Below are 18,405 nucleotides of genomic sequence, written 5' to 3'. Positions count from 1 at the left end.
CTCAGCTCAGGAAGTGTGGGCCGTACGTCGTTGGACGAGCACCGCGGCGACGATGATCGCCCCCTTGGCGATCTGCTGGGTGGCGGTCTCCAGGTTGTTGAGCGCGAAGATGTTCTGGATCGTGGTGAAGATCAGCACGCCGAGCACGGAGCCCGTGATGGTGCCGCGGCCGCCGCTGAGCAGGGTGCCGCCGATGATCGCCGCGGCGATGGCGTCGAGTTCGTAGAGGTTGCCGTTGGTGTTCTGTCCCGAACCGGACAGGACGATCAGCAGGAACGCCGCGATGCCGCAGCACAGGCCGGAGAGCAGGTACAGGTAGAGCCGCTGCCGGCGGACGTCGATGCCGGCGAGCCGGGCCGCCTCCGCGTTGCCGCCGACCGCGACCGAGCGGCGCCCGAAGGTGGTGCGGTTCAGGAGCAGCCAGCCGACGACGGTGACGGCGGCGAAGACGAGGACGAGCGGCGGGATGCCGAGGATGTACGCGTCGCGCTCGCCGAGGTCGAGCACGCCGTCGACGGTGACCATCTGGGTCTTGCCGTCGGTGATCTGCAGGGCGAGTCCGCGGCCCGACGCGAGCATGGCGAGGGTGGCGATGAACGGCACCATCCCGCCGTACGCGATGAGCATGCCGTTCACCAGGCCGCATCCCATGCCGACGATCACGGCCGTGAAGAGGATGCCCGCGAAGCCGTACTCCTGGGTGGCGACCGTGGTCGCCCATACCGAGGCGAGCGCGACGATCGCGCCGACCGACAGGTCGATGCCGCCGGAGATGATCACGAACGTCATGCCGACGGTCACGACGCCGATGACCGAGGCCTGGGTGAGGATCAGCTGGACGTTGTCGGTGTCGAGGAACGAGTCGGGCTGGGTGATGCCGCCGATCACGATCAGCGCGGCGAGGACGCCGAGCAGGGAGAGCGTGCGCACGTCGGCGCGGGCCACCGTGGCGCGCCACGGGCTGCCGCCGTCGGTGGGGGCGGTCTTGCGGGTGGCGGCCTCGGCCGCCGGGGCTGGCTGGGTCATGCCGCCGGGCTCCCTTCGAGGACGAGGTCGAGTACGCGGTGTTCGTCGAGGTCACGGGCGGGCGCGGTGTGCACGACACGGCCCTCGCGCAGGACGAGGACGCGGTCGGCGAGGCCGAGCACCTCGGGTACTTCGCTGGAGACGAGGAGCACGGCGAGGCCTTCGTCGGCGAGGCGGCGGATCACCGCGTAGAGCTCGGCGCGGGCGCCGACGTCGACGCCCCGGGTGGGTTCGTCGAGCAGCAGGACGCGGCAACCGCGCAGCAGCCAGCGGGCCAGGACGGCCTTCTGCTGGTTGCCGCCGGAGAGGGTCCGCACCGGGGCGGAGGGTTCGTCGGGTCGCAGGGACAGCTCGCGGGTCGCCGAGCGTGCGGCCTCGCGTTCGGCTCCCCGGTCGAGCCATCCCGCGTGGCTGAAGCGGGACATGGAGGAGACGGAGACGTTGCGGGTGACCGATTCCAGCATGAGGAGGGCCTGCGCCTTGCGTTCCTCGGGTGCCAGGCCGAGTCCCGCGCGGACGGCGGCCCGTACGCTGCCGGGCCGCAACGCCCGTCCGTCCACGGTCACTTGTCCGGCGGTCGGCTTGCGCGCGCCGTAGATCGTCTCCAGGATCTCGGAGCGTCCGGAGCCGACGAGGCCCGCGAGGCCGACGATCTCGCCGGGGCGCAGGTCGAGGTCGAGGGGTTCGAACTCGCCGTGCCGCGCCAGGCCGCGGACGCTCAACACGGGTTCTCCCGCTCTTTGTTGTGCGGCGTCCTCCGTGCGCCGCTCGGGGAAGACGTACTCGACGTTGCGGCCCGTCATCAGCGCGATGACGTCCCTGGTCGGAGTGGTCTTCGCCGGGAGGCCGCCCGCGACGGCGCGGCCGTCCTTGAGGACGGTGACGCGGTCGCCGATGCGGCGGATCTCCTCGAGGCGGTGCGAGATGTAGACGACGGCGACGCCGTCGGCGGTGAGGTCGCCGACGATGCGGAAGAGGTTGTCGACCTCGTCGGGGTCGAGGGCGGCGGACGGCTCGTCCATGACGATCAGGCGGACCTCGTGGGAGAGAGCGCGGGCCATCGAGACGATCTGCTGCTGCGCGGCGGAGAGTTCGCCGACGAGCCGGCCGGGGTCGATCTCCGGGTGCCCGAGCCGTTTGAGCAGGGCGGCGGTCGATGTCCTCGCCGCCCGGCCGCGGACCACGAACCCGGCGGTGGTGGGCTCGTGGCCGAGGTGGACGTTCTCGGCGACGGACAGCCCTTCCACCAGGTCGAGTTCCTGGTAGATGGTGGCGATGCCGAGCCGCATGGCCGCGATCGGCGAGCGGAGCGTGGTCCGTTCGCCGCGCCAGATGATCTCGCCGCCGTCGGGCTGGTGGGCGCCGGCGAGGACCTTGATGAAGGTGGACTTCCCGGCGCCGTTCTGGCCGAGGAGGCAGTGCACCTCCCCGGCCTGGACCCGCAGGTCGACGCCGTCGAGGGCCCGGACGCCGGGGAACGACTTGGTGATGCCGGACATGGTGAGCAGCGGTGATTCGGGTGCCATGACGGTTCCCCTCGGCGGCGGCCGCAGCAGGGCAGGACGGATTCAGGGCAGGGCTCAGCCGCTGGGCCGGGCCAACAATGATCAGGGCATGACAGGTCGGACAGGGCGTGCGCTGGACTGGACTGTGCGGGCCGGCCCGTCAGGCCGGTGAGAACAGGTGGTCGCTGATGAGCCGGGCGCCGCCGATGACACCGGCGGTGGGGCCCAACTCGCCAAGCACGATGGGGAGGTTGCCGGTCGCCAGCGGCAGCGACTGGCGGTAGACCTGGGTGCGGATCGCGGCGAGCAGCGTGTGGCCGAGGCCGGTCACGCCGCCGCCGATCACCACGAGGCCGGGGTTGAAGAAGCTGACGAGGCCCGCGATGACCTGGCCGGTGCGGTTGCCGCCGTCGCGGATGAGATCGAGCGCGGTGGCGTCGCCCGCGGCGGCGGCCGCCGCGACGTCGGCGGCGGTGAGCCGTCCCGCCTCGTCGAGCCGCGTGGCGAGCTCCGCCGAACGCCCCTGTCCCGCGGCCTCCTCGGCGTCGCGGGCGAGTGCCGCGCCGCTGAAGTAGGCCTCGAGGCAGCCCCTGTTGCCGCAGGCGCAGGGGCGGCCGTCCGGTTCGGACTGGATGTGGCCGATGTCGCCGGCGCTGCCCGTCGTACCGCGGTAGACCTCACCGCCGACGACGATGCCGCAGCCGATGCCCGTGCCGATCTTGACGCAGAGGAAGTCGCCCACGGAGCGTGCGACGCCCGCGTGCTGCTCCCCCATCGCCATGAGGTTCACGTCGTTGTCGACCATGACGGGGCAGCCCAGGTCCTGGCTGAGGGCCTCCCGTACGGGGAAGCCGTCCCACCCCGGCATGATCGGCGGGGCGACCGGCACGCCTTCGGGAAAGCGGACGGGTCCGGGGACGCCGATGCCGGCGCCGTCGAACCCTTCCGCGAGGCCGGAGGCCTTCAGTTTGGCCGCCATGGCGAGGACCTGCTCGAAGACCGCGACCGGGCCCTCGCGCACGTCCATGGGCTGGTTGATGTGGCCGAGCACCTCCAGCTCGGCGTTGGTCACGGCGACGTCGACCGAGGTCGCGCCGATGTCCACGCCGAGGAAGCGGAGGGCCGGGGCAAGCCGGATGTTGTGGGAGCGGCGCCCGCCGCGCGAGGCGGCGAGTCCGTCGGCGACCACGAGCCCGGTCTCCAGGAGCCGGTCGACCTCGACGGCCAGCTTGGACCGGGAGAGGTCGACCTGATCCCCCAGCTGGGCGCGGGAGTTGGGCCCTCCGTCACGCAACAGCCGCAGCAGCCGCGCCTGGTGCGCGTTGGCGGGTCGAGCCGTCATGCGTCTCACGCGCCCCTCCCCGCCTCATCGGGCTTCCCATGGCCTTGCACTGGGGCGCGGTGGCTGCCGCCGGCCTCGCCTTCGTGCCTCCTTCAAGCTTTCGAGGGGAACGTAGCAGCGCCTGCCGGGGCTGGGAAGAAGTTGCGCGCGAATTACCCATGACTTTCCCCAGTCACAGGACAAAGGTGGCGCCGACCTGCCCCCGGCGGCCTTACCTCCGGAGTAATCGACGGACCCGCCCCCGTACCGCACGCTGGTCACCCGTCGCGCTCCCCCGGTGAAAGGTCGGCTCATGTCGGACACCCAGCCTCAGGACGAACTCCATGCCCGGCTGCTGCGCATGGTCCCCTTCGCCGCGCATCTCGGCCTCGTCTTCGAAGAGGCGGGACCCGCGTGCGTGCAGGGCGTCCTGCCCTGGTCGCCGGAGCTCTGCACGGCGGGCGGGGTGCTGCACGGCGGCGCGCTGATGTCGCTCGCCGACACCGTCGGCGCGGTGTGCGCGTTCCTCAACCTGCCGTCGGGAGCGGCCACGTCGACGGTCGAGTCCAAGACCAACTTCTTCCGGGCGGTGCGCTCGGGGACGGCGCGCGCGGTGGCGCGCCCGCTGCACGTCGGCGGCTCCTTCGTCGTCGTACAGACGCAGGTGTACGACGACGAGGGGCGCCCGGCGGGGCAGACCACGCAGACGCAGGCGGTGCTCGCCGCCCGGGAGAAGTGACTTCGGGCCGGGCGGGGAGAGTCAGCCCTCGTCGCGCTGGTGGTAGGTCTCGCGGGTGTGCTCGGTGTGGGCGCGCATGATGTCGGTGGCGCGCCGTTCGTCGCGCTCGGCGATCGCCGCGATCAGCTCGCGGTGCTCCAGCCAGGACTGCCGGCCGCGCCGGCGGGCCACCGGCGTGTAGTACCAGCGGACCCTGCGGTCGACCTGGCCGGCCAGTTCGGCGAGGACCACGTTGCCCGCGAGCTCCATCACCTTGGCGTGGAAGGCGGCGTTGAGGGCGACCACCTGGTCGACGTCGTTGTCGGCCACGGCCTGCTCGCCCCGGGTGCAGAGCTCGTCGAGGGCGGCGATGCCCGCGGTGCCGGTGTTAGCGGCGGCGAGCCGCGCGGCCTCCGCCTCCAGCAGCGTCCGCACGGTGAGGAGCTGGTCCGCCTCTTCCTCGGTCGGCTCGTGCACGAACGCGCCCTGCGCGGGCCGCAGATCGACCCAGCCCTCGGTGTTGAGCCGCTGCAGCGCCTCGCGCACGGGCTGCCGCGACACGCCCAGGTGCCCGGCGAGTTCGCTCTCGACCAGGTGCTGGCCGGGGCGCAGCGAACGGGTCGTGATCAGTTCGAGCAGCGCTTCGTAGACCCGCTCCCTGAGCGGCCCGGGGCGTTCGAGTCTGGGCACCGCCCCCTGCGGCAGTCCTGTGGACAACATCGCGGTCCCCTCATCGACGATTGCCTTTTGTCTACAGTCTACGAGCCATAAGGGCCAGTACCAGGGGGAGTTGAGCCGATCACACGGCCGGACATGACTCATTCATGGGCATCACATGACCCTGTCATGGGTATCGCGCGACCCGTTCAGGGGCAGCGGACGACCTGCCCCGCGTACGACAGGTTGCCGCCGAACCCGAACAGCAGGACCGGGGCGCCCGTCTCGATCTCGCGGCGCTCGACCAGCTTGGACAGCGCCATGGGGATGCTCGCCGCCGAGGTGTTGCCGGAGTCGACGACGTCGCGGGCGACGACGGCGTTGACAGCGCCGATGCGCTCCGCGAGCGGCTCGATGATCCGGAGGTTGGCCTGGTGCAGGACGACGCCGGCGAGGTCGGCCGGGGTCAGCCCGGCGCGCTCGCAGGCCGCGCGGGCCAGCGGGGGCAGCTGGGTCGTCGCCCAGCGGTAGACGCTCTGGCCCTCCTGGGCGAAGCGCGGGGGCGTGCCCTCGATGCGGACGGCGTTGCCCATCTCGGGCACCGAACCCCACAGCACGGGTCCGATGCCGGGCTCCTCGCCGGGCGGGGTCGCCTCGACGACGGCGGCGCCCGCCCCGTCGCCGGTCAGCACGCAGGTGGTGCGGTCCGTCCAGTCGGTGATCTCGGTCATCTTGTCCGCGCCGATGACCAGGGCACGGGTCGCGGCACCGGCCCGTACGGTGTGGTCGGCGGTGGCGAGGGCGTGCGTGAAGCCCGCGCACACGACGTTGACGTCCATCACACACGGCGAGGGGATGCCGAGCCGGGCCGCCACCCGGGCGGCCATGTTCGGCGAGCGGTCGATGGCCGTGGAGGTGGCGACCAGGACCAGGTCGATGGCGTCGGGGGTCAGACCCGCGGCAGCCAGCGCCTTGCCGCCGGCGTGCGCGGCCAGCTCGTCGACCGGCTCCTGCGGGCCCGCGACGTGGCGGGTGCGGATGCCCACCCGGGACCGGATCCACTCGTCGCTGGTGTCCACCATGCCCGCCAGCTCCTCGTTGGTCAGGATCCTGGCGGGCTGGTAGTGGCCGACGGCGGCGATGCGCGAGCCGTGCATGAACGGGTCCCCCTTGTTGCCGAAGATGCGGGACCGTCCAGTCTGGTCAGCGACTGATGAGTAACGGTGCACGTGATGTGACAGGAAAGGGGCGCGCCGTTTGGATGCTTCTCATGATCCGGTCACCCTCCGAAGAGCCGCGTGACCTTGTGTACGAGTTCGTACACTCCGTACGCGAGCGGCAGACCCACCCAGAGCCAGGCGAAAACGGTCAGCGCGCGGCGGTCACGGCGTGGTGTGTTCGGCGGCGTGGTCATCCGCGGCCTTTCTCGGGGCGGGGACGTGGTGGCGGGGGTGGACGGGTCTGACCAGCTCATTCGCGGCGAATCCCACGACCAGCAGGCCGATCATGACGGCGAAGGAGAGGCCGTAGAGGCCGGAGCCGTGCCGGCCCGCCTCCTCCTGGTGGTCGGCGACCCGGTTCACGATCAGCGGGCCGAGGACGCCCGCGGTGGACCAGGCGGTGAGCAGTCTGCCGTGGATGGCGCCGACCTGGTAGGTGCCGAAGAGATCCTTCAGGTAGGCCGGGGCGGTGGCGAAACCCCCGCCGTAGAAGGAGAGGATCACCAGCGCGCAGCAGATGAACAGCGGTTTCGAGGCGTCCCCGAAGCGGGCGATCAGCAGGTACATGAGGGCGCCCGCGCCGAGGTAGACGCGGTAGACGTTCTTGCGACCGATCAGGTCGGACGCCGATGACCAGCCGATCCGGCCGGCCATGTTGGCGGCGGAGAGCAGCGCGACGAAACCGGCGGCGGCGGAGACCGAGACAGGCGTGGCGGTGTCCGCGAAGAAGTCGGTGATCATCGGGGCGGCCTTCTCCAGGATTCCGATCCCGGCGGTCACGTTCATGCACAGGACGATCCACAGGCACCAGAACTGCGGGGTGCGGACGGCCTGGCGCGCCGAGACCTGCGGCCCGTCGAGCACGGCGGGCCCGCCCGGCACACGGGCGCCCTCCGTGCGCGGCACCCGTACGAGCAGCACGCCGAGCGCCATGAAGACGGCATAGGTGAGGCCGTGCACGAGGAACGCGAGCGCGATGCCGCGCGTGTCCGCGCCGAACGCCTCCAGCATCCGCGCGCTCCAGGGCGAGGCGATGAGCGCGCCGCCGCCGAAACCCATGATCGCGATGCCGGTGGCCATGCCGGGGCGGTCGGGGAACCACTTGATGAGCGTGGAGACGGGTGAGATGTAGCCGATGCCCAGGCCGATCCCGCCGACGAAGCCGTAGCCGAAGACGATCAGCCAGTACTGGCGGGTGGCGGCGCCGAGCGCGGCGAGCAGGAAGCCGGAGGAGAAGCAGGCGAGGGCGACGGCCATCGCCCAGCGGGGGCCGTTGCGTTCGACGAGTGTGCCGCCGAACGCGGCGGACAGGCCGAGCATGACGATGCCGAGCTGGAAGGGGAGCGCGCTCTGGACGCCGCTGAGGTGCAGCGACGCTTCGAGGGGCGGCTTGAAGACGCTCCAGGCGTATGCCTGACCGATGGAGAGATGCACCGAGAGGGCGGCGGGTGGCACGAGCCACCGGCTCCAGCCGGGTGGCGCGACGGGGGGCTTCATGATCCCGAACCATAGGAAGTGGAGCGGGAGTTGGGAAGCGTGCGCGAACCCTTGCTGCCCCAACTTCCATACTGTAGACAATATTCCGTCGACGACTTCTCCATACGTTCCACGCCGACACGTTCCTCGGAACCCTCGACCGAATGGAGCGCCCCACCGTGAAAGTCGCAGTCCTCGGCGCCGGTGCGATCGGCGCCTACGTCGGAGCCGCGCTGCACCGCGCAGGCGCCGACGTCCATCTCGTCGCCCGCGGACCGCACCTCGCGGCCATGAGGCGGCACGGAGTGAGGGTGCTGAGCCCGCGCGGCGACTTCACCGCCCGGGCCCGCGCCACCGACGACCCGGCCGAGATCGGTCCGGTCGACTTCGTCTTCCTCGGCCTCAAGGCCACTTCGTACGCGGCATGCGGGCCGCTGATCGAACCGCTCCTGCACGAGACGACCGCGGTGATCGCCGCGCAGAACGGCATCCCTTGGTGGTACTTCCACCGGCACGGCGGACCGCACGACGGCCACCGGATCGAGAGCGTGGACCCGGGCGGCACGGTGAGCGGGGTCCTCCCGCCCGAACGCGCCATCGGCTGCGTCGTCTACGCGGCGACCGAACTCGAAGGCCCCGGCGTCGTCCGCCACTTGGAGGGCACCCGCTTCTCCATCGGCGAGCCCGACCGGTCCCGTTCGCCGCGCTGTGAGGCCTTCAGCGCGGCCATGGTGGCGGGCGGCCTCAAATGCCCGGTCGAGCCCGAACTGCGCGGCGACATCTGGATCAAGCTGCTCGGCAACATCTCCTTCAACCCGATCAGCGCGCTCGCCCGCGCCACGATGGGCGAGATGTGCCGGCACGGCGGCACCCGGCGCGTCATCGAGATCATGATGAACGAGACGCTCGCCGTCGCCGCCGCACTCGGCTGCAAGCCGGACATCTCGGTGGAGCGGCGGCTGGCCGGCGCCGAGCGGGTCGGCGACCACCGCACGTCCACGCTCCAGGACCTGGAACGCGGCAAACCGCTGGAACTCGACGTGCTGCTCGCGGCCGTCGTCGAACTGGCGGACATCACCGGCGTGCAGGTGCCGACGCTGCGCACCGTCCACGCCATCTCGGACCTGCTCGCATCGAGGACCGCCGCATGAGCCCACGCGACCACACCCGGACCAGCTCCCGGACCCCCAAGACCTACGCCCGCCTCACCCATCCCCTGGTCCGCGATGCGCGCGACGAGCCGTTCCGCCGCGCCACCTGGGACGAGGCGCTGACCCGCGCGGCCGCCGGGTTCGACCGGAACCGCGGCGCCTTCGGGATGTTCTCCTGCGCCCGCGCCACCAACGAGATGAACTACGTGGCGCAGAAGTTCGCCCGCGTGGTGATGGGCACCAACAACGTCGACTCCTGCAACCGCACCTGTCACGCCCCGAGCGTCGCCGGTCTCTCGGCCGCGTTCGGCTCGGGCGGCGGGACCTCGTCGTACGAAGAGGTCGAGCAGACGGACGTGATCGTGATGTGGGGCTCCAACGCCCGCTTCGCGCACCCGATCTTCTTCCAGCACGTGCTGCGGGGCATCAGGAACGGCGCCCGGATGTACGCGGTCGACCCGCGCCGCACCAGGACCGCCGAGTGGGCGGAGAGCTGGCTCGGCCTGAACGTCGGCACGGACATCCCGATGGCACACGCCATCGGCCGCGAGATCATCCACGCGGGCCTGGCCAACCACGCGTTCATCGAGCGGGCGACGACGGGGTTCGACGAGTACCGGGCCCTGGTCGAGCCGTGGACACTGACGCTCGCCGAGAAGGTGACGGGCGTACCGGCCGCCGCCATCCGGGAGTTGGCGCACGCCTACGCGCGGGCCGAGCGGGCGCAGCTGTGCTGGACGCTCGGCATCACCGAGCACCACAACGGCACGGACAACGTGCGCGCGCTGATCAACCTCTCGCTCCTCACCGGCCACGTGGGCCGGCACGGTTCGGGCCTGCAGCCGCTGCGCGGCCAGAACAACGTGCAGGGCGGCGGCGACATGGGCGCCATCCCCAACCGGCTGCCCGGCTTCCAGGACATCCTGGACGCGGAGACCCGGCTGAAGTTCGAGTCGGCCTGGAACACCGTCATCCAGCCGCGTTACGGGCTGACGCTGACCGAGATGTTCGAGGCGATGGAGGAGGGCTCCCTCAGGGCCGTCTACTGCATCGGCGAGAACCCCGCCCAGTCCGAGGCGGACAGCGAGCAGGCGGTCCGCCGGCTGAGCGCCCTCGACTTCCTCGTCGTCCAGGACATCTTCCTGACCAGGACCGCCGAACTGGCCGACGTCGTGCTGCCCGCAACCGCCGCCTGGGCGGAGACCGACGGCACGACGACCAACAGCGAACGGCGCGTACAGCGGGTCCGCAAGGCGGTCCGGCCGCCCGGCGAGGCGCGCGAGGACATCGACGTCCTCTGCGAGCTCGCGGCACGGCTCGGCCACGACTGGAAGTACCCGGACGCCCGGGCGGTCTGGGACGAGCTGCGCTCGGTGTCGCCGGACCACCGCGGCATGACGTACGAGCGGCTCGACGCGCTCCAGGGCATCCAGTGGCCCTGCCCCGACGAGGACCGGCTCGAACCGACGTATCTGCACGGCAGGTTGTGGGAGAAGGATCCGGCGCGGCGCGGCGCACCCGCGCCGTTCGGGCTCGTCGTCCACGATCCGCCGGTCGACGCAACCGACGAGCGGTACCCGATCCGGCTGACGACCGGACGGCGGCTCGACTCGTACAACACCGGGGTGCAGAGCGGGAGTTTCGCCTCGCCACTGCGGCGCGGCGAGTACGTGGAGCTCTGTCCCGAGGACGCGGAGCGGTACGGCGTCTCTGTGGGGGAAGAGGTGCGGGTCTCCTCGCGGCGCGGGACGGTGACCGCGCCGGTCTGGGTGGACCCCGGGCTGCGGCCCGGCCTCGCCTTCATGACGATGCACTTCCCGGACGAGGTGGACACCAACCGGCTGACGATCGAGGCCAACTGCCCGATCGCGGGCACGGCCGAGTTCAAGGCCTCGGCGATCCGGATCGACAAGCTGACCGAGCCGGCCACGGGTGTGGGGTGACGTGACGTGGATCTGCATTTCGGCGACAGCAAGCCGACGGACGAGGAACGGGCGGCCGTCGACGCGGTGCTCGGGCCCGCCGAGTCCGTGTGGGAACTCTCCTCGGGGGCGTCCGCGGACCGCGACGACGCGGATCTGCGGTGGGCGCGGGGCGGGCGGGTGGCCCGGGAGCGGAGGGATCTGCTGTTGCCGGGGCTGCACGCGCTGAACGACCGGGTGGGGTGGATCAGCGAGGGGGGCCTCGACTACCTGTGCAGGCGGCTGACGGTGCCGCCCGCCGAGGGGTACGGGGTGGCGACGTTCTACTCCCTGTTCTCGGTGCGGCCGCGGCCCGCGACGGTGGTCCGGGTCTGTACGGACATCACGTGCGGCGGCGCCGCCCTGTGCGGGGAGGTGGCGGAGCGGCTCGGTCCCGCGGCGGGCGTGGCCGTCGAGTCCAGCCCCTGTCTGGGGCTGTGCGAGCGGGCGCCGGCGGCGATGGTGGTGCGGGCGGGGCCCGTGGCCGGCGCCCGAGAGTGGGAGGGCGGCGCGGCCGCCGGGGGCACCGGCACGGACGCCGCTCCCCCACCGCCGCAGGAGCGGAACGCGACGGTCGACACGGCGGTCGACACGGCGCCCGGCGAGGGCGGCACCCGGCCGGACGCCCCCGTGGCGGTGGAGCCGCCGGTCTCGGGCGGGACCGGTCAGAAGACCCACGCCACCGCCACCATCGCCCCCGCCACCCCCGACACCCTCACCCGGGCCGCACTCGCCCCCGAGACGGCCCCCGCCGAACCCCCCGCCGCCCTCGCCGTGCCGCAGGCGGGCCAGGACGGCCTGCTCCTCCTGCGGCGCGTCGGCGCCGTCGACCCGGCCTCCCTCGACGACTACCGCGCCCACGGCGGCTACACGGCCCTGCGCCGCGCCTTCGCCATCGGCCCCGCCGAGGTCATCCGGGAGGTGACCGAATCCGGACTCGTCGGCCGGGGCGGCGCCGCCTTCCCCACGGGACGGAAGTGGCAGGCCACCGCGGCGCAGCCGGACCATCCGCACCATCTCGTCTGCAACGCCGACGAATCCGAGCCCGGCACCTTCAAGGACCGCGTGATCATGGAGGGCGATCCGTACGCGCTGATCGAGTCCATGACCATCGCCGGGTACGCGGTCGGCGCCCACCTCGGCCACCTCTACCTGCGCGGCGAGTACCCGCGCGCGCTGCGCACCCTGGAGCACGCCATCGCGCAGGCCCGCGCGCGGGGGCTGCTCGGCGACGACGTCCTCGGCCAGGGGTACGCCTTCGACATCGAGATCCGGCGCGGCGCCGGCGCCTACATCTGCGGTGAGGAGACCGCCCTCTTCAACTCGATCGAGGGGTACCGCGGGGAGCCGCGCTCCAAGCCGCCGTTCCCCGTGGAGAAGGGCCTCTTCGGCAGACCCACCGCCGAGAACAACGTGGAGACCCTCGTCAACGTCCTGCCGATCCTGACGATGGGCGCCGAGGCGTACGCCGCCATCGGCACCGGGCGGTCCACCGGGCCGAAGCTGTTCTGCGTGTCGGGGAGCGTGGCGCGCCCCGGCGTCTACGAGCTCCCCTTCGGGGCGACGCTCGGCGAACTCCTCGACCTCGCGGGCAACCCCGGCAACCTGCGCGCGATCCTGCTCGGCGGCGCCGCGGGCGGTTTCGTGCGCCCCGACGAGCTGGACATCCCGCTGACCTTCGAGGGCACCCGCGCGGCCGGCGCCACCCTCGGCTCGGGTGTCGTGCTCGCGCTCGACGACACCGTGCCGCTGCCCCGGATCCTGCTGCGCATCGCCGAGTTCTTCCGCGACGAGTCGTGCGGGCAGTGCGTGCCGTGCCGGGTCGGCACCGTCCGCCAGGAGGAGGCCCTGCACCGCATCGCCGGGCGGACCGGCGCGGCGGCCGCCGACGACATCGCGCTCCTGCGCGACGTGGGGCGGGCCATGCGGGACGCCTCGATCTGCGGTCTCGGCCAGACCGCGTGGAACGCCGTGGAATCCGCCATCGACCGCCTGGGGGCGTACGAATGACCGCCATCCCGCTCCAACCGCCGCGCCGCCTGCTGGAGTTCACCCTGGACGGGGAGCCGGTCAGGGTCCCTGAGGGGTCCACGGTCCTGGACGCCTGCCGGGCCGCGGGCAAGGACGTCCCGACGCTCTGCGAGGGCGACACCCTCACCCCGAAGAACGCCTGCCGCGTGTGTGTCGTGGAGGTGGAGGGCGCCCGCACCCTGGCACCGGCCTGCTCGCGCCGGGCCGAGGCGGGCATGAGCGTCCTGACGGACACCGGGCGCACCCGGCACAGCCGCAGGCTCGTCCTCGAACTGCTCGCCTCCTCCGTCGACCTGTCGACGACACCGAAGGTGGCGGGCTGGCTCAAGGAGTACGAGGCGAAACCCGACCGCTTCGGCCCCGACGCGGCACGCCTCGACGAGGAACCGAAGGTCGACAACGACCTGTACGTGCGCGACTACGACAAGTGCATCCTCTGCTACAAGTGCGTCGACGCCTGCGGCGAGCAGTGGCAGAACACGTTCGCCATCTCGGTGGCGGGGCGCGGCTTCGACGCCCGCATCGCCGTCGAGCACGACGCGCCGCTCACCGACTCCGCCTGCGTGTACTGCGGGAACTGCATCGAGGTCTGCCCGACGGGCGCCCTCAGCTTCAAGTCGGAGTTCGACATGCGGGCCGCCGGTACCTGGGACGAGTCCGCGCAGACCGAGACGACGACCATCTGCGCGTACTGCGGAGTCGGCTGCAATCTGACCCTGCACGTGCAGGACAATGAGATCGTCAAGGTCACCTCGCCGCACGACAACCCGGTGACCCACGGCAACCTCTGCATCAAGGGCCGCTTCGGCTACCAGCACGTACAGAACCGGGACTGATCACGACATGGGACGAGTCACTGAGCGACGCAAGGTGATACGGATCCGGGACGGGCACGTCTCGGAGCGGCCCGACACCCTGGTCGCCGAGGAACCGCTGGAGATCCGTCTCAACGGCAAGCCGCTCGCCATCACGATGCGCACGCCCGGTGACGACTTCGCGCTCGCGGCCGGGTTCCTGGTCAGCGAGGGCGTGCTCGGCGCGGCGGACGAGCTGCGGTCGATCGTGTACTGCGCGGGGGCGACCGCGGAGGGTGTGAACACGTACAACGTCGTCGACGTGCGGACCGCCCCGGACGTCGTGCTCCCCGACATCACGCTGGAGCGCAACGTCTACACGACGTCGTCCTGCGGGCTGTGCGGCAAGGCGAGCCTGGACGCGGTCCGCACCACGGCCCGCTTCGCGATCGACGACGCTCCCCCGGTCCGGCTCGGGACCGAGTTGCTCGCGAGCCTCCCCGACCGGCTGCGCGCCTCGCAGCGGGTCTTCGACCGGACCGGGGGCCTGCACGCCGCGGCGCTCTTCGACGAGGAGGGTCACCTTCTCGACGTGCGCGAGGACGTGGGGCGGCACAACGCCGTCGACAAGCTCGTCGGCCGCGCCCTGCGGGACGGGCGGCTGCCGCTGTCGCGCGCGGTCCTGCTCGTCTCGGGCCGCGCCTCCTTCGAGCTCGCGCAGAAGGCCGTGATGGCGGGCATCCCGGTGCTCGCCGCGGTCTCCGCGCCGTCCTCGCTCGCCGTCGACCTGGCCGCCGAGACGGGCCTCACGCTCATCGGCTTCCTGCGGGGCTCCTCCATGAACGTGTACGCGGGCGAACACCGCGTCGCCCTGCGGGCCGCGGCCACTCAGGGCTGACCCGGGCCGCCCGCCGCACGGCGGCGGCGTCCCGGCCGGCGGGGAGCGCCCCCTGCGCCGGCCGGGCCCACTGCCGAGACTTTCGCCGTCAGCCGGGCGGTGCCTCGACGCCCGAGATCCGGCCCAGCATCTCCAGGAACCGCGTCCGCTCGTCGGCCGACAGGGGCGCGAGGAGTTCGGCGTTGGCCCGCTCGGCGGCGGCCGCGCACCGGGCCACGGCACGCCGGCCGTCCACCGTGATCGTGATCGCGTTCTTGCGGCGGTCCGCGGGGTCCGGCGCGCGATCGACGAGCCCCTCGGCCTGCAAGTCGTTCAGGACGCCGACCATGTCCTTGGGGTCGAGCGAGACGCTGCGGCCCAGCTCCGCCTGGGCGACGGGACCCAGGTCGGCGACGGCCGACAGCACCACGTGGTGCCACATCTTCAGCCCTTCGCCGGCCAGCGCGTCGGCGACCAGGGACCGCCCGCGGGCCGCCGCGCGGCCGAGCAGCCAGCTGGGGAGGGTGCGGATGGTGCTGGGAGCGGGGGGTGTCGTGGCCATGGGGAGAGCCTAGCCAAGATCCGCAGAAAACGTTGGACTTCCCAATGGATTCGGGTTTACCGTTGGGGCTCCCAACGATTTCCGACGACTGGAGGTGGTCCGGATGCGCCGTGTCCGGTACGAGCACAGCGGTGGCCCCGAGACCCTGTTCCTGGAAGAGGTCCCCGTCCCCCGGCCGGGCCCCGGCGAACTCCTCGTGCGGGCCGAGGCGATCGGCGTCACCCTGCCGGTCGTCCGCAAGGTGCGCGAGGACCGTCCGCCGATCCCTCTCGGCGGCGAGATAGCCGGGGAGGTCGTCGCGCTCGGCGAGGGCGCCACCGGGTTCGCGCCGGGCGACCGCGTCACCGGCCTCGTCTTCGGGCACGGATACGCGGAGTACGCCCTGCTCCGGACCGCCATGGCCTCGCCCGTCCCGGAGGGCGCGAGCGCCGTCGACGCCGTGGCCCTGGTCCGCTCCGGACTCGTCGCGTACGGCGCGCTCCAGGCCGCCCGCCCGGCGCCCGGCGAGTCCGCGCTCGTCACGGCGGCCGCCGGCGGGGTCGGCCACCTCGCCCTGCAACTGGCCCGGCTGAAGGGGGCCCGGCGGGTCGTGGCCGCCGTCTCCGACCCCGGCAAGGAGGAGTTCGTGCGCGGACTCGGCGCCGACGAGGTCGTCACGTACGACCGACCCCAGTGGGGCGAGCCCGTCGACTACGCCCTGGACGCGGTCGGCGGCGAGCTGCTCACGCCTGCCGTCGCGTGCCTGGCGCCGTACGGCCGGCTGGTCGCCTACAGCTCGGGCGGCGGCACCGTGGCCGCCTATGACCTGCTCGTCGGCGCCAAGAGCGTCATCGGCTTCCAGATGGCGCTGATCGCGCGCGGGCGGCCCGAGGTGTACGAGGCGTGGCGGCGCGAGCTGTGGCAGTTGCACGCGGCGGGTTCCCTGCGGCCCGCCGTGCACGCCGAGTTCGCCCTGGCGGACGCGGCCGGGGCGCACGCGGTGATCGAGGCGCGGAGCAATCGGGGCAAGGTCGTCCTGATCCCCTGACGCCTGCTCCTTGTGGGGTACAGAACCCCGCGCGTAGCGTCTGTGGGCCCACACATGGGACGTGGGATGTCAGCATGTCCGGGTGTCCGGTCGTCCATCCATCCGACCCCGGGGCGCCCCGCACCCGATCCGTCATCGCCATGAGTCGCCGTCGCCACGAAAGGCGGACCGCACCATGCCCGTGAGTCTTCGCGCACGCCTCAGACCGCTGCCCACCGCTGCCGCCGCCCTGACCGCCCTCGCCGTCACCGCCCTGCTGCCCGCGCCCCCGGCGGAGGCGGCGCGGACCGCCCCCGCGCCGGCACCGCCCTTCGAGCAGCAGGTGCTGTTCAAGGCCTCCCAGGACCCGGGGTACGCCTGCTTCCGCATCCCGGCCGTGGTGCGGACGGCCAAGGGCACGCTGCTCGCCTTCGCGGAGGGCCGGGTCAGGGACTGCAGCGACGCGGGGGACATAGACCTGGTCCTCAAGCGGTCCCACGACGGCGGCCGCACCTGGGGCCCGCTCCAGGTGGTCAACGAGGGCGGGGGCGACACCCACGGCAACCCCGCGCCCGTCGTGGACCGCAGGACCGGTCGCATCCTGCTGGCGGAGACGTACAACACCGGTCGCACCGACGGCAGGAACTGCGACGTGCCGTGCGACCGCACCCCGCACCTGCAGTACAGCGACGACGACGGCCGCAGCTGGTCGGCGCCGCGCGACCTGAGCCGGGAGATCCTGCCGCCGGACTGGAACTCCTGGTACGCGACCGGTCCCGTGCACGGCGTCCAGCTGACCCGAGGACGCCACGCGGGACGCCTCGTCCTCACCGCCAACACCGAGACGTGGGACGGCAGTCGGGTCACCGCCAACCACGCCGCGCTGATCGTCAGCGACGACGGCGGCGACCACTGGAAGATCGGCGCCACGGACTCGTACCCGATACCGCCGGACGGCACGTTCCGGCAGAAGCCGTCCGAGATGACCGTCACCGAGCGGCCCGACGGGGCCCTCTACGTCAGCGGCCGCGAGCAGGACGGCACGGACCTCGGCCACCGCACCCACACCGTCAGCCACGACGGCGGCGACTCCTTCGCCGCGCCGTTCCGGGCGATCCCCGACCTCTACACGCCCCAAGTGCAGGGCTCCACCCTGTGGTTCGGCAAGCGGATGCTGCTGGCCTGCCCCGCCGATCCGGACCGGCGCCGCACGATGCAGATCCGCTCCTCCTACGACGGCGGCCGCACCTGGGACAGCGTCGACCGCGGCACCACGGTGACCACGGACTGGTCGGGCTACTCCGACATGGTGCGGGCCGGCGGCTCGCATGTGGGGCTGATGTACGAGGGCGGCGCGGTCGACGCCCGGGACGAGATCCGCTTCGCCCGCTTCACCGAGGAGTGGCTGAAGCCGCGCAGGGGCCCGGACCCGACGACCCCCGACCGCGCGCCCGGCGCCCGGCCCGCGGCCGTGCTCGGCGGGGCGCGCGGGATCGAAGGCCGGTTCGGCGGAGCCCTCACCTTCGACGGGGCCGACGACGCCGTACGCCTGCCGTTCAGCCGCCGACTGCCGCTGTACGAGAAGGACTTCACGGCATCCCTGTGGTTCCGCTACACCGCGGCCGCCGGGGAACAGCCGCTGCTGTGGATGGGCGGCATCGGCACCAACCAGCCGCAGGTGTGGCTGCGCGCCGAACCCGCGGGCAACCGCGTCACCGCCCTGATCACCGCCCGCACCGGCACGACGCCCCCGAGGTCCGCGTCCGTGCGCACGACAAACGCGTACAACGACGGCGACTGGCACCACATCGCGCTGCGGCGCGGCGCGGGACGCCTCACGCTCTTCCTCGACGGCACCAGGACCGAGACGGCCGACGTGCCGGGCTCGGTCAGCCGCACCTCCCCCTTCGGCGTGCACATCGGGCAACGGCTGGACAGCCGCGCCCACTTCACCGGCGCCCTGGACGAAGTGCGGCTGTACGACCGGGCGTTGACGGATGCCGAGGTGGGGTCCCTGCGCACCGGTGATGCGCCTGTGACGCGGGACACCGTGATCCGACTCCCCATGGACCACGTGCGCGACAGCAACTAACGTCCCGG

The 18,405-nt window shown here is 72.4% G+C and carries 16 protein-coding genes; 8 read left to right on the top strand and 8 right to left on the bottom strand.

Going from position 1 to position 18,405, the window contains the following annotated elements:
* Positions 1–6 precede the first annotated feature (6 nt).
* The 3 genes from ACZ7DY_RS01135 to ACZ7DY_RS01125 all read right to left on the bottom strand — a co-directional run bounded on the left by ACZ7DY_RS01135 (position 7) and on the right by ACZ7DY_RS01125 (position 3,873).
* Complete coding sequence (locus tag ACZ7DY_RS01135) at positions 7–1,026, bottom strand: ABC transporter permease (RefSeq protein WP_471128379.1); 1,020 nt, start codon at positions 1,024–1,026, stop codon at positions 7–9.
* On the bottom strand, positions 1,023–2,552 hold the full coding sequence (locus ACZ7DY_RS01130) for a sugar ABC transporter ATP-binding protein (protein ID WP_471128376.1): 1,530 nt from the start codon (positions 2,550–2,552) through the stop codon (positions 1,023–1,025). The genes ACZ7DY_RS01135 and ACZ7DY_RS01130 overlap by 4 nt, the downstream gene beginning before the upstream one ends.
* A 139-nt stretch (positions 2,553–2,691) precedes the next feature.
* Positions 2,692–3,873, bottom strand: coding sequence for an ROK family transcriptional regulator (locus ACZ7DY_RS01125; RefSeq protein ID WP_471128374.1), 1,182 nt, complete (start codon positions 3,871–3,873; stop codon positions 2,692–2,694).
* A gap of 292 nt (positions 3,874–4,165) precedes the next feature.
* Between ACZ7DY_RS01125 and ACZ7DY_RS01120 the strand changes: the two genes are divergently transcribed.
* A complete protein-coding gene (locus ACZ7DY_RS01120; RefSeq protein WP_471128373.1) occupies positions 4,166–4,591 on the top strand; it encodes a PaaI family thioesterase in 426 nt (141 codons plus the stop codon).
* Between the two features lie 21 nt (positions 4,592–4,612).
* Here ACZ7DY_RS01120 and ACZ7DY_RS01115 read toward each other — a convergent pair whose 3' ends face one another.
* From ACZ7DY_RS01115 to ACZ7DY_RS01100, 4 genes are all read right to left on the bottom strand, one after another.
* On the bottom strand, positions 4,613–5,290 hold the full coding sequence (locus ACZ7DY_RS01115; RefSeq protein ID WP_471128370.1) for a GntR family transcriptional regulator: 678 nt from the start codon (positions 5,288–5,290) through the stop codon (positions 4,613–4,615).
* A 146-nt stretch (positions 5,291–5,436) separates the two neighbouring features.
* Positions 5,437–6,384 (bottom strand): beta-ketoacyl-ACP synthase III, encoded by a 948-nt coding sequence (locus ACZ7DY_RS01110; RefSeq protein ID WP_471128367.1) that lies wholly within the window; start codon positions 6,382–6,384, stop codon positions 5,437–5,439.
* A 122-nt stretch (positions 6,385–6,506) separates the two neighbouring features.
* Positions 6,507–6,641, bottom strand: a complete 135-nt coding sequence (locus tag ACZ7DY_RS01105; RefSeq protein ID WP_471128364.1) for an MFS transporter small subunit — start codon at positions 6,639–6,641, stop codon at positions 6,507–6,509.
* The gene (locus ACZ7DY_RS01100; protein WP_471128362.1) at positions 6,610–7,944 is read right to left on the bottom strand and encodes an OFA family MFS transporter; all 1,335 of its coding nucleotides are present in this window, start codon (positions 7,942–7,944) and stop codon (positions 6,610–6,612) included. The genes ACZ7DY_RS01105 and ACZ7DY_RS01100 overlap by 32 nt, the downstream gene beginning before the upstream one ends.
* Positions 7,945–8,102: 158 nt before the next feature.
* Here ACZ7DY_RS01100 and ACZ7DY_RS01095 point away from each other — a divergent pair, with 158 nt between their 5' ends.
* From ACZ7DY_RS01095 to fdhD, 5 genes are read left to right on the top strand one after another with little or no spacing between them, the layout of a single operon-like run.
* Positions 8,103–9,074 carry a 2-dehydropantoate 2-reductase gene (locus ACZ7DY_RS01095; RefSeq protein ID WP_471128360.1) on the top strand — a complete coding sequence of 324 codons (972 nt, stop codon included), beginning with the start codon at positions 8,103–8,105 and terminating at the stop codon, positions 9,072–9,074.
* Entirely contained in the window at positions 9,071–11,017 is a 1,947-nt protein-coding gene (locus ACZ7DY_RS01090) for a molybdopterin oxidoreductase family protein (RefSeq protein WP_471128357.1), read from the top strand. The genes ACZ7DY_RS01095 and ACZ7DY_RS01090 overlap by 4 nt, the downstream gene beginning before the upstream one ends.
* A gap of 6 nt (positions 11,018–11,023) precedes the next feature.
* Positions 11,024–13,045, top strand: coding sequence for an NADH-ubiquinone oxidoreductase-F iron-sulfur binding region domain-containing protein (locus ACZ7DY_RS01085; protein ID WP_471128354.1), 2,022 nt, complete (start codon positions 11,024–11,026; stop codon positions 13,043–13,045).
* Positions 13,042–13,902: a 2Fe-2S iron-sulfur cluster-binding protein gene (locus tag ACZ7DY_RS01080; protein WP_471128352.1), complete on the top strand. Its 861-nt coding sequence runs from the start codon at positions 13,042–13,044 to the stop codon at positions 13,900–13,902. Before ACZ7DY_RS01085 ends, ACZ7DY_RS01080 begins: the two co-directional genes overlap by 4 nt.
* 7 nt (positions 13,903–13,909) lie before the next feature.
* Positions 13,910–14,758, top strand: a complete 849-nt coding sequence (gene fdhD / locus ACZ7DY_RS01075) for a formate dehydrogenase accessory sulfurtransferase FdhD (protein WP_471128349.1) — start codon at positions 13,910–13,912, stop codon at positions 14,756–14,758.
* Positions 14,759–14,846: 88 nt separating this feature from the next.
* On the opposite strand, the gene ACZ7DY_RS01070 is transcribed toward fdhD, so the two are convergent.
* Positions 14,847–15,299 (bottom strand): MarR family winged helix-turn-helix transcriptional regulator, encoded by a 453-nt coding sequence (locus ACZ7DY_RS01070; RefSeq protein WP_471128346.1) that lies wholly within the window; start codon positions 15,297–15,299, stop codon positions 14,847–14,849.
* A gap of 103 nt (positions 15,300–15,402) precedes the next feature.
* Between ACZ7DY_RS01070 and ACZ7DY_RS01065 the strand changes: the two genes are divergently transcribed.
* Positions 15,403–16,326, top strand: coding sequence for a quinone oxidoreductase family protein (locus ACZ7DY_RS01065; protein ID WP_471128345.1), 924 nt, complete (start codon positions 15,403–15,405; stop codon positions 16,324–16,326).
* Positions 16,327–16,501: 175 nt separating this feature from the next.
* Positions 16,502–18,397: an exo-alpha-sialidase gene (locus ACZ7DY_RS01060; protein WP_471128342.1), complete on the top strand. Its 1,896-nt coding sequence runs from the start codon at positions 16,502–16,504 to the stop codon at positions 18,395–18,397.
* Positions 18,398–18,405: the final 8 nt, after the last annotated feature.

Source organism: Streptomyces sp. NPDC037013 (assembly GCF_055607265.1).
This window is presented reverse-complemented; position numbering and strand designations above follow the sequence as displayed.

Bases quoted from the DNA above. Each gene is read 5' to 3' on its own strand.
- ACZ7DY_RS01135 (WP_471128379.1), bottom strand. From the start codon at position 1,026: ATGACCCAGCCAGCCCCGGCGGCCGAGGCCGCCACCCGCAAGACCGCC.
- ACZ7DY_RS01125 (WP_471128374.1), bottom strand. From the start codon at position 3,873: ATGACGGCTCGACCCGCCAACGCGCACCAGGCGCGGCTGCTGCGGCTG.
- ACZ7DY_RS01105 (WP_471128364.1), bottom strand. From the start codon at position 6,641: ATGACCACGCCGCCGAACACACCACGCCGTGACCGCCGCGCGCTGACC.
- ACZ7DY_RS01070 (WP_471128346.1), bottom strand. From the start codon at position 15,299: ATGGCCACGACACCCCCCGCTCCCAGCACCATCCGCACCCTCCCCAGC.
- ACZ7DY_RS01110 (WP_471128367.1), bottom strand. From the start codon at position 6,384: ATGCACGGCTCGCGCATCGCCGCCGTCGGCCACTACCAGCCCGCCAGG.
- ACZ7DY_RS01120 (WP_471128373.1), top strand. From the start codon at position 4,166: ATGTCGGACACCCAGCCTCAGGACGAACTCCATGCCCGGCTGCTGCGC.
- ACZ7DY_RS01130 (WP_471128376.1), bottom strand. From the start codon at position 2,552: ATGGCACCCGAATCACCGCTGCTCACCATGTCCGGCATCACCAAGTCG.
- ACZ7DY_RS01115 (WP_471128370.1), bottom strand. From the start codon at position 5,290: ATGTTGTCCACAGGACTGCCGCAGGGGGCGGTGCCCAGACTCGAACGC.
- ACZ7DY_RS01060 (WP_471128342.1), top strand. From the start codon at position 16,502: ATGCCCGTGAGTCTTCGCGCACGCCTCAGACCGCTGCCCACCGCTGCC.
- fdhD (WP_471128349.1), top strand. From the start codon at position 13,910: ATGGGACGAGTCACTGAGCGACGCAAGGTGATACGGATCCGGGACGGG.
- ACZ7DY_RS01090 (WP_471128357.1), top strand. From the start codon at position 9,071: ATGAGCCCACGCGACCACACCCGGACCAGCTCCCGGACCCCCAAGACC.
- ACZ7DY_RS01080 (WP_471128352.1), top strand. From the start codon at position 13,042: ATGACCGCCATCCCGCTCCAACCGCCGCGCCGCCTGCTGGAGTTCACC.
- ACZ7DY_RS01065 (WP_471128345.1), top strand. From the start codon at position 15,403: ATGCGCCGTGTCCGGTACGAGCACAGCGGTGGCCCCGAGACCCTGTTC.
- ACZ7DY_RS01100 (WP_471128362.1), bottom strand. From the start codon at position 7,944: ATGAAGCCCCCCGTCGCGCCACCCGGCTGGAGCCGGTGGCTCGTGCCA.